The sequence below is a fragment of the Streptococcus oralis genome, assembly GCF_026782285.1.
GTDB lineage: Bacteria > Bacillota > Bacilli > Lactobacillales > Streptococcaceae > Streptococcus > Streptococcus oralis_CG.
In genome coordinates this window covers 238,888-249,422 of record NZ_JAKUWG010000002.1, presented here as the reverse complement: position 1 = coordinate 249,422, position 10,535 = coordinate 238,888, and the positions used below count along the sequence as shown (strand labels likewise).

Genomic DNA, 10,535 nt, shown 5'->3' with positions numbered 1-10,535 from the left:
GGTACAGCAGGAGACCAACCAGCACCGACAGTTGAAAAACCAGAGTACAAATTGAACTTAAGTCTACTCGCTGATACTAAGACTCCAGAAGTTAAACATGATGATCAGAAGGAGCTTCCGGCAACAGGTGAAAGCAAAGCTGACACAGCTCTCTTCCTAGCAGGCGTAAGTTTAGCTCTATCTGCTCTATTTATCGCAAAAGGGAAAAAGGAATAGCTTCTGATTACCTTTGCTTTTGACAAATTTTAGCATCAAGAGAAAGTGAAAAGACAGCTCCATAACCTCTATAATAGTTAGAGAAACTATTAAAAGAGTTATGGTGCTGTTGGGATAAACTATTGAGCTATAAAGAATAAAAATCCTGAGAAGTAAAATTCTCAGGATTTTGCTTATTGTTGCGGTTGACTTGGTTGGTTTTGCTCAGCAGGTGTAGTTCCTGATTGTTGAGGAATCGTCTGCGTTTGACTTGTGCTTGGAGAAGTTGCGCTTGACTGAGAAGTCGAACTCTCAGATGTTGAGCTAGAACTTTCAGAAGTCGAACTTTGTTGTGTAGATGATGAAGGGGTCCACGTATTGCGTGCTCCATTCTTAAAGACAAATTCTCCGCTTCTGTAAAGGCCTTCAGGCATGGTCCAATCCCCTGGATGGTCATCTGTTGAGAGGTAGGTCATCATCGAACGATAGACCTTAGCTGCAACGTAGAAACCATCACCAACGATAGGAGTAAGTCGGTTAGAGTAACCGGTCCAGACAGCCATTGAATATTTACGAGTATAGCCGACAAACATTTCGTCTGGAGCTACATAACCAGAGTTTTTAATGTATTTCTCGATTTCATCATCTGTATAGTTTGATGTACCAGTCTTACCAGCTTGTGGTAACCATGATAGGTAGGCTCCACGTCCTGTCCCGTAGGTTAGGACAGTTTTCATCATCTCTGTCATCATATAGGCGGTTGTTTCTTTCATAGCGCGTGTTCCTGAATCAGAAAACTCTTTTGAACTACCATCACTAAAGATGATTTTGTTGATGTACATTGGCTTATGGTAAATACCGCCATTGGCAAAGGCAGCATAGGCTGCGGCCATTTTTTCACTGCTTGCCCCATACTTTTTGTTAGATTCGGTTGTGTTACTTGAAATCGCGTTGGCATAGTGCATATCTGGGTAGTCAATACCGAGTCCATTTAGGAAGGTCTTGGCTCTATCCAAACCGACTTTATTCAAAGTTTCTACAGCTGTAACGTTCCGTGATTGTTGAAGAGCGTACTGTAACGTGATGTTTCCAAAGTAACTCTTATCCCAGTTGTAGACAGGGGTGTTGGTCCCAGGATAGTTATAAGGTACGTCATGAACGATAGAAGCAGTTGAGTCGTAGATGTCATACTCCAAGGCTGGCGCGTAATCTGTGATGGGTTTCATGGTTGAACCCCAGTCACGGTTGGTTTCAACAGCTTGGTTCATACCGAAGGAAACATTGCTTGATTGATGGCGTGCACCTAGCTGGGCAATCACCTTTCCGTTTGTGACATCAACGATGGTAGAAGCTACTTGCAACTCATCATCTGGATAATTAACGTATTCGTCGGTATTGTAGATATCCCAGAGACGTTGTTGAACGGCTGGATCAACATTGGTATAAACTTCCATTCCTGTTGTCAAAAGGTTGTAACCAGTTTCCTGTTCGACTTGGTCGATTACTTCTTTGAGATAATTATCCATATAGGCTGGATAGTTGTTTCCAGAACGGAGGCTCTGCAGTCCATCTGTAATGGGAGTGTTAATGGCTTTTTCGTATTGTTCAGCAGAAATGTAGCCTTGTCCTTTCATCTCGGAGAGAACCAGATCTCGGCGTTCTTGTGCCGCTTCTGGATGAGAGTAGGGATCATACTGATTTGGAGCCTGGGGCATTCCAGCTAGGAGAGCCAACTGAGGCAAACTTAAATCTTTGAGATCTTTATCGTAGTAATTTTGAGCAGCTGTCTGCATTCCATAATTACCGTTTGACATGTAGACCTTATTGATGTAGTAAGTTAGAATCTCTTGTTTGGTCGCTTTTTGTTCTAGCTGAAAGGCTAACCAGGCTTCCTGTGCCTTACGAGAAAGGGTTTGATCAGAAGTTGACGTAGAGAAATAGGTCAGTTTAATCAACTGCTGTGTCAAGGTAGAACCACCCTGAAGACCACCCCCACCACGGAGGTTTCGTAAGGAAGCGCCTAGGATACGAATTGTATCTACTCCTCGGTGACTGAAGAAACGATGATCTTCAATAGAGACAATTGCATTGACCAGCTCCGTAGGGATTTCATTAGCCTGTGCATTGACACGGCGCTCAGAACCCAGATCAGCGATAAGTTCATTTTTGCTGTCATAGATCTTACTAGACGTTGTAGCGACTAGTTTGCTTTCGGATAGAGCCGGAGCCTTGCTTACATAGTAGAGAAAAAGGCCTCCACCTACCATAATAGCTGCGATAAATACAGTCAAGAGGCAGATACTGACATACTTAACTATTCGCAGGAAAGTTTGTTTGTTCATCTTATTTTACCACCTAGTAAATGTTCTTTGATAACTTCGAGATAGGGAATCTGTGGAAAGGCACCAGGCTCAATCCTATATCCATTTTCTCGAATATATCCAAGTGGCATTGACTTTTGTCCCATATCTTGATGATAGAAACGAATCAAATCAATGGCCGGCAATAAGTAGGTTTCTTGCTGAGAAGAAAAGTGAAGGAGGACAAAGCAGATTCCTTGCTGGGCAAGAACTTGTTCCATATGCTGGATCTGATGGAGATGAAAATTCTTCATCGGAATCGCATGTTTTTGCCTGGTTTCCTTTGCTTCAAAGTCGATGTAGTATCCATCATAAACTCCTGAATAGTCAGTCGTTGAGGCCTGTCTAAAGTAGGCTTCAACGATCTTGGCTCGACTTCGTTGGGGATAGTCGACACGTACGATTTGGATGGGAGTCGGTTTCTTGTGAATAACTGCTAACCCATGTGACAAATAGTAGTCGTTCGTAGCGTTGATCATCTTTTCAAAAGACATTCCCCGATTTGCGAAATTTTTAGTTTGTGACGGGGGGGCTTGTCTCTTCTGTGATGAAAGTTTATGTGGATAGTTGACCATAATTCTCCTTATTGGTACAATAACATCACTCTATTATATCATAAATTTACAAAGAAAGGGTTAAAAATGACAACAGCCTTGATTTTAGGCTATTCAGCCTTCGACCTTGGTCTCTTTAATGACAAAGATATTCGCGTTGATATTATCAAAACAGCCATTCGGAGAGACCTAGAACGTCTAGCAGAAGAAGGGGTGACCTGGCTTGTCTTTACAGGGACTCTGGGCTTTGAGTACTGGGTGCTTCAAGTGGCACAGGATATGAAAGCAGACTATGGATTTCAGCTGGCGACCATTTTCGATTTTGAAACCCATGGTAGTAACTGGAATGAAGCCAATCAAATCAAACTCAGTGAGTTTAAGCAGGTTGACTTTGTCAAATATGCCTATCCACAATATGAGCACAAGGGGCAACTACGTGATTATCAGAAATTTCTGCTGGAAAATACAGATACTTGTTACCTTTTTTACGACGAAGAAAAGGAAACCAAGTTACAGTATTTTTACCAGATGATGAAGAATCAAGAAGGCTATGTTACAAAAAGATTAACATTTGAGGATCTGAACGAAATAGTGGAAAATTTTTCCGAAAAGTGAGGCTTTGACCTTGATTTTTGTTTGTCTTTTTTTATATAATAAGAATAGCAATCAAGAATGGAGAGAGAAATGGCAAGTATTATTTTTTCAGCAAAAGATATTTTTGAACAAGAGTTTGGACGTGAAGTTCGCGGATATAGTAAAGCAGAGGTAGACGAGTTCCTAGATGATGTGATCAAGGATTATGAGACTTACGCAGCTTTGGTCAAATCTCTTCGTCAGGAGATTGCTGATTTGAAGGAGGAATTGTCTAACAAGCCACAGGCAAGTTCTACTCAACAAAGTTCTATCGAAGTAACAAGTTCTACTCCAATGACAAATTTTGATATTTTGAAACGATTGAATCGACTTGAAAAAGAAGTATTCGGTAAGCAAATTGTAGACAATTCTGAGTTATAATTAGGTGTCTATTAGATGCAATTTTTGGATAATCGCGTGAAGAGAATCCCTTTTCATGAGGAAAGTCCATGCTAGCACAGGCTGTGATGCCTGTAGTGTTTGTGCTAGGCGAATCCATAAGCCTAGGGACGAGAGATCGTTACGGCAGTCGAAATGGCTAAGTCTTTGGATAAGTCAGAGTAGGCTTGAAAGTGCCACAGTGACGGAGTCTTTCTGGAAACGGAGAGAGTGGAACGCGGTAAACCCCTCAAGCTAGCAACCCAAATTTTGGTCGGGGCATGGAGTGCACGGAAACGAACGTAGTACTCTGACTGCTATCAGCTATAGGCTGCTAGCGGTAGACAGATGATTATCGAAGGAAGTGGTCCTAGTCACTTCTGGAACAAAACATGGCTTATAGAAAATTGCATATAGGTTGGGGCTGAGAAATCTTTCTCAACCTCATTTTTTAAAGTGAACAAGAGAAAGGTCTTGCAAGACTGTAAAATGAAAAAAGAATTTAATTTAATCGCAACTGCTGCAGCGGGTCTTGAAGCCGTTGTGGGTCGTGAGGTGCGAGAGTTAGGCTATGATTGCCAGGTTGAAAATGGCCGTGTCCGTTTTCAAGGAGATGTGAAGGCAATCATCGAGACCAATCTGTGGCTTCGCGCAGCTGACCGTATCAAGATTGTAGTTGGAAGCTTTCCGGCTAAGACCTTTGAAGAGCTTTTTCAAGGCGTTTTTGCTCTGGATTGGGAAAACTATCTCCCGCTTGGGGCGCGTTTTCCGATTTCCAAGGCCAAATGTGTAAAGTCAAAACTTCATAACGAGCCTAGTGTTCAGGCGATTTCCAAGAAGGCTGTTGTGAAGAAATTACAAAAACACTATGCCCGCCCAGAAGGTGTTCCCTTGATGGAAACTGGTCCCGAATTTAAGATTGAGGTGTCCATCCTTAAGGATGTAGCAACTGTCATGATTGACACGACAGGTTCTAGCCTCTTTAAACGTGGTTATCGTACGGAAAAGGGTGGAGCGCCTATCAAGGAAAACATGGCAGCGGCGATTTTACAACTCTCTAACTGGTATCCAGACAAGCCTTTAATTGATCCGACCTGTGGTTCAGGAACTTTCTGTATTGAGGCGGCTATGATGGCTAGAAAGATGGCTCCTGGCCTCCGCCGTTCCTTTGCTTTTGAAGAATGGAACTGGGTTAGCGATCGGTTAATTCAAGAAGTGCGTACGGATGCTGCCAAGAAAATTGACCGTGAACTGGAACTGGATATCATGGGCTGTGATATAGACGCTCGTATGGTGGAAATTGCCAAGGCCAATGCTCAAGCAGCTGGTGTAGCTGGAGACATCACTTTTAAGCAAATGCGGGTACAAGACTTGCGCACAGACAAAATAAATGGCGTTATCATTTCCAATCCGCCATATGGTGAACGTTTGTCGGATGATGCAGGAGTTACCAAGCTCTATGCTGAGATGGGACAAGTCTTTGCACCACTGAAAACCTGGAGTAAGTTTATCCTGACGAGTGACGAAGCTTTTGAAAGCAAGTACGGAAGTCCAGCTGATAAAAAACGCAAACTGTATAACGGAACCTTAAAAGTGGATTTGTATCAATACTTTGGTCAGCGTGTGAAGCGCCAAGAGGTAAAGTAGAAAGGAAGACAGATGAGTAAAAAAAGACACAATCGTCATAAAAAAGAGCATCAAGAGTCCAAATTTGATTTTGACGAGGCGAAAGATCTGACAGTTGGTCAAGTCATCCGTAAAAATGAAGAAGTTGAAGCTGGAGTATTGCCTGAGGACAATATCTTGGATAAATACATCAAACAGCACCGCGAGGAAATCGAAGCCGACAAGTTTGAAACACGTCAATTTAAAAAAGAAGAACTGCAGGAAGCTCAGGCTCAAGAAGAATTGACGACACAGGAAGTCTCAGAAATCACTGAAGAGTCGGCCCCAATCATAGAGGAACCCGAGACAGTTTCAGAAGAAACGGTGTCAGACTCAGTGGAATCTACAAGCTCGGATGTGGTTTTGCCTCCTTTGGGAGAGGAAAATCAAGACTTGGAACCGCTTGTGTTGGAAAAGCAAACGCCAGCAGAGGTTACTGATGAGAAAGAAGAGGAAGGGACGACTCTACTTTCACGTTCAGCTCAGGCAGAATCAGAAACAATTTCTAATTCTAAAAAGAAGCGCGTGTTTGTTATCGGTTCAGCCTTGGCAGCAGCCCTTATCTTGGCAGGTAGTTACTATATCTATCGTCAAGTAAATCGCTCCAACCAAGCCATCCAGTCTTCCCAGTCTTCTTCTAGTAATCAAGAAACACAAACAGCCCTACAAGAGTTTAATGCCCTCTACGATGCTTTTTATACAGATGCTAATAAAACGGCTTTGAAAAATAGTCAGTTTGACAAGTTGGACCGACTCAAGGCTCAACTAGATAAACTCGAAGGTAGCCGAGAGCACACTCTGGCCAAGTCTAAGTATGATAGTTTAGAAGCTCAAATCAAGGCTGTGCAAGAAGTGAATAATCAGTTTGAAACTCCAGCAATTACCGACGGTGTCTTGGATACCAATGCAAAGGTCAAGGCAGATGCTAAATTTACAGAAATTAAAACAGGAAATACAGAGCTAGATAAACTGTTAGATAAGGCCATTAGCCTTGGTAAGAGCCAGCAAACAAGCGCCTCTAGTTCAAGTTCAAGTAGCAATAGCCAAGAAAGTTCAAGTACAACGACTGATAGCAGTACGAGCAGTTCGTCTGCTTCATCAAGTTCAGCACCTGCCAGCAGACCAGAAAGTGGAGGTTTGTCTAGCGATGGTGTCAATCTTCAAAGAAGTGCTAGTCGTGTACCGTACAACCAATCAGCTGTAGAGGATAGCAACAACCCTGCTTGGACATTTGCAGATGGTGTCCTTGAACAAATCTTAGCAACATCGCGTGCTCGTGGCTATATCACTGGCAATCAATATATCCTAGAACGGGTCAATATCGTAAACGGAAACGGTTATTACAATCTCTACAAACCAGATGGAACCTACCTCTTTACCCTCAACTGTAAGACTGGATACTTTGTCGGTAATGGAGCTGGTCATGCAGATGACTTGGATTACTAGGAGTCCGTTACAAAATTCTTTCCTTTCATAGGTAAAAATGATAAAATAAAACATATTAAACAAGAGGAGTGTCACATGACAAAAGCTAACTTTGGTGTCGTTGGTATGGCCGTAATGGGTCGTAACCTTGCCCTAAATATCGAATCTCGTGGCTATACAGTTGCCATTTACAACCGTAGTAAAGAAAAAACAGAAGACGTGATTGCTTGCCATCCAGAAAAGAACTTTGTACCTAGTTACGATGTAGAGTCTTTCGTTCAATCTATCGAAAAACCTCGTCGTATCATGCTCATGGTTCAAGCTGGACCTGGTACAGATGCAACTATCCAAGCCCTTCTTCCACACCTTGACAAGGGTGATATCTTGATCGACGGAGGAAACACTTTCTACAAAGATACCATCCGTCGTAATGAAGAATTGGCAAACTCTGGTATCAACTTTATCGGTACAGGGGTTTCTGGTGGTGAAAAAGGTGCCCTTGAAGGTCCTTCTATCATGCCTGGTGGACAAAAAGAAGCTTACGAATTGGTTGCTGATGTTCTTGAAGAAATCTCAGCTAAAGCACCAGAAGATGGCAAACCATGTGTGACTTACATCGGTCCTGATGGAGCTGGTCACTATGTGAAGATGGTCCACAACGGTATCGAGTATGGTGACATGCAATTGATCGCAGAAAGCTACGACCTCATGCAACACTTGCTCGGCCTTTCTGCAGAGGACATGGCCGAAATCTTTACTGAGTGGAACAAGGGTGAATTGGACAGCTACTTGATCCAAATCACAGCTGATATCTTGAGCCGTAAAGACGATGAAGGTCAGGATGGACCAATCGTAGACTACATCCTCGATGCTGCAGGTAACAAGGGAACTGGTAAATGGACTAGTCAATCAGCACTTGACCTTGGTGTACCATTGTCACTGATCACTGAGTCAGTATTTGCTCGCTATATCTCAACTTACAAAGAAGAGCGTGTACATGCCAGCAAGGTTCTTCCAAAGCCAGCTACCTTCAAATTTGAAGGAGACAAGGCTGAGTTGATCGAAAAGATCCGTCAAGCGCTTTACTTCTCAAAAATTATCTCATACGCACAAGGTTTTGCTCAATTGCGTGTGGCTTCTAAAGAAAACAACTGGAACTTGCCATTTGCGGACATCGCATCTATCTGGCGCGATGGCTGTATCATCCGTTCACGTTTCTTGCAAAAGATCACAGATGCTTACAACCGTGATGCAGATCTTGCTAACCTTCTCTTGGATGAGTACTTCTTGGATGTCACTGCCAAGTACCAACAAGCAGTGCGTGATATCGTAGCTCTTGCGGTTCAAGCTGGTGTACCAGTACCAACTTTCTCAGCAGCTATTACTTACTTTGATAGCTACCGTTCAGCAGACCTTCCAGCTAACTTGATCCAAGCGCAACGTGACTACTTTGGTGCTCACACTTACCAACGTAAAGACAAAGAGGGAACATTCCACTACTCTTGGTATGACGAAAAATAAGTAGGTCTACCATGGGGAAACGGATTTTATTACTTGAGAAAGAACGAAATCTCGCTCATTTTCTCAGTCTGGAACTCCAAAAAGAGCAATACCGTGTTGATCTTGTAGAGGAGGGGCAAAAAGCCCTCTCCATGGCTCTCCAGACAGATTATGACTTGATTTTACTGAATGCTCGTCTGGGGGATATGACGGCCCAGAATTTTGCAGAGAGGCTGAGTCGGACAAAACCAGCCTCAGTGATCATGGTCTTGGACCATCGCGAAGAATTGCAAGACCAGATTGAGACAATCCAGCGCTTCGCCGTTTCTTACATCTATAAGCCAGTGATTATTGATCAGCTGGTGGCTCGTATTTCAGCGATTTTCCGAGGTCGGGACTTTATCGACCAACACTGTAGTCAGATGAAGGTCCCAACGTCTTGCCGCAATTTGCGTATGGATGTAGAACATCATACCGTTTATCGTGGCGAGGAGATGATTGCTCTGACGCGCCGTGAGTATGACCTTTTGGCTACTCTCATGGGAAGCAAGAAGGTCTTGACTCGTGAGCAGTTGTTGGAAAGTGTTTGGAAGTACGAAAGTGCGACAGAGACCAATATCGTGGATGTTTATATCCGTTATCTACGTAGCAAGCTTGACGTAAAAGGTCAAAAAAGCTACATTAAAACCGTGCGTGGTGTTGGCTACACCATGCAAGAATAGAAAGGCAGTTGCAGTTGTGTAACTGCTTTTTTTGAGGAATTCCTATATATTGACATACAGTCGGGCCTTTGCTACAATCGTTTCAGGAGGATACAAGGAATGAAAGTATTGAAAAAAATCATGCAAGTTGGATTAGCAGTGTTTTTTCTTGGTCTTTTAGCGACAAATACAGTATTGGCGGATACCACAGGTGGGCAGTTTGTTGATAAGGACAATAGAAAATACTATATAAAAGATGACCATAAAGCGATCTATTGGCATAAAATAGACGGTAAAATGTACTATTTTGATGATGATGGAGAAATGGTAGTCGGCTGGCAATACTTAGAAATTCCTGGGACGGGTTATCGTGATGATTTATTTGATAATCGTCCAGTTTTCGAAATTGGCCTTCAATATAAATGGTACTACTTTGATCAAGATGGGGTATTACAAGAATTTGTTGGCTGGCAACAATTAGAGGTTAAAGATTCATTAACTGTTGGTAAAAAATATGGTGAAGGCTTTGAAGGTCCAGAAGTTCTTAAATTAGCAAATTATTACTTTAATGAAGATCATTCTTTAAAAACAGGTTGGCTCTACGATCAATCTAACTGGTACTATCTAGCAAAAACAGGTCATTCAGGGAAAGACTACCTTGGTGGTGAAAGACGTGCGGGTTGGATAAACGATGATTCGACTTGGTATTACCTAGATCCAACAACTGGTATTATGCAAACTGGTTGGCAATATCTAGGTAATAAGTGGTACTACCTCCGCTCATCGGGAGCTATGGCAACTAGTTGGATTAAAGATGGTTCGACTTGGTATTATCTAGATGCTAAAAATGGAGATATGAAGACAGGCTGGGCTTATGTCGGTAACAAGTGGTACTATCTCCGTCCATCAGGAGCTATGGCGACTGGCTGGTATCAGGAAGGTTCGACTTGGTACTACTTACATGCAAGTAATGGAGATATGAAGACAGGCTGGTTCCAGGTCAATGGCAAATGGTACTACGCTTACAGCTCAGGTGCCTTAGTAGTGAATACCACTGTAGATGGCTATACGGTCAACTATAATGGCGAATGGGTCCAATAATGAAAGAGGCGATTGTGAAGGAA

Annotated in this window: 10 protein-coding genes and 1 other RNA gene; 9 read left to right on the top strand and 2 right to left on the bottom strand. The window is 42.7% G+C overall.

Annotated features, from left to right (window positions below):
• The coding region (locus MK403_RS02315) for an LPXTG cell wall anchor domain-containing protein (RefSeq protein ID WP_268708839.1) at nucleotides 1-216 on the top strand (216 nt) is incomplete at its 5' end.
• A 173-nt stretch (nucleotides 217-389) separates the two neighbouring features.
• Here the strand turns inward: MK403_RS02315 and pbp1a are convergent.
• Both pbp1a and recU read right to left on the bottom strand, forming a co-directional pair.
• The gene (gene pbp1a, locus MK403_RS02310; protein WP_268708838.1) at nucleotides 390-2,537 is read right to left on the bottom strand and encodes a penicillin-binding protein PBP1A; all 2,148 of its coding nucleotides are present in this window, start codon (nucleotides 2,535-2,537) and stop codon (nucleotides 390-392) included.
• Nucleotides 2,534-3,130: a Holliday junction resolvase RecU gene (recU, locus tag MK403_RS02305; RefSeq protein WP_000248771.1), complete on the bottom strand. Its 597-nt coding sequence runs from the start codon at nucleotides 3,128-3,130 to the stop codon at nucleotides 2,534-2,536. Before recU ends, pbp1a begins: the two co-directional genes overlap by 4 nt.
• A gap of 66 nt (nucleotides 3,131-3,196) precedes the next feature.
• Between recU and MK403_RS02300 the strand changes: the two genes are divergently transcribed.
• From MK403_RS02300 to MK403_RS02265, 8 genes are all read left to right on the top strand, one after another.
• Nucleotides 3,197-3,724, top strand: coding sequence for an SLOG family protein (locus tag MK403_RS02300; RefSeq protein ID WP_131200357.1), 528 nt, complete (start codon nucleotides 3,197-3,199; stop codon nucleotides 3,722-3,724).
• Nucleotides 3,725-3,793: 69 nt separating this feature from the next.
• Nucleotides 3,794-4,123, top strand: a complete 330-nt coding sequence (gpsB, locus tag MK403_RS02295; protein WP_000146526.1) for a cell division regulator GpsB — start codon at nucleotides 3,794-3,796, stop codon at nucleotides 4,121-4,123.
• 20 nt (nucleotides 4,124-4,143) lie between these two features.
• Nucleotides 4,144-4,525, top strand: an RNA gene (rnpB, locus tag MK403_RS02290) — RNase P RNA component class B.
• A gap of 84 nt (nucleotides 4,526-4,609) precedes the next feature.
• Nucleotides 4,610-5,767: a THUMP domain-containing class I SAM-dependent RNA methyltransferase gene (locus MK403_RS02285; protein WP_223326112.1), complete on the top strand. Its 1,158-nt coding sequence runs from the start codon at nucleotides 4,610-4,612 to the stop codon at nucleotides 5,765-5,767.
• A 12-nt stretch (nucleotides 5,768-5,779) separates the two neighbouring features.
• Nucleotides 5,780-7,231 (top strand): cell division site-positioning protein MapZ, encoded by a 1,452-nt coding sequence (mapZ, locus tag MK403_RS02280; protein WP_223326113.1) that lies wholly within the window; start codon nucleotides 5,780-5,782, stop codon nucleotides 7,229-7,231.
• A 75-nt stretch (nucleotides 7,232-7,306) separates the two neighbouring features.
• Entirely contained in the window at nucleotides 7,307-8,731 is a 1,425-nt protein-coding gene (gene gndA, locus MK403_RS02275) for an NADP-dependent phosphogluconate dehydrogenase (RefSeq protein ID WP_268708837.1), read from the top strand.
• Between the two features lie 11 nt (nucleotides 8,732-8,742).
• The gene (locus MK403_RS02270; protein ID WP_268708836.1) at nucleotides 8,743-9,432 is read left to right on the top strand and encodes a response regulator transcription factor; all 690 of its coding nucleotides are present in this window, start codon (nucleotides 8,743-8,745) and stop codon (nucleotides 9,430-9,432) included.
• Between the two features lie 99 nt (nucleotides 9,433-9,531).
• Nucleotides 9,532-10,512 (top strand): N-acetylmuramoyl-L-alanine amidase family protein, encoded by a 981-nt coding sequence (locus tag MK403_RS02265; protein WP_268708835.1) that lies wholly within the window; start codon nucleotides 9,532-9,534, stop codon nucleotides 10,510-10,512.
• Nucleotides 10,513-10,535: the final 23 nt, after the last annotated feature.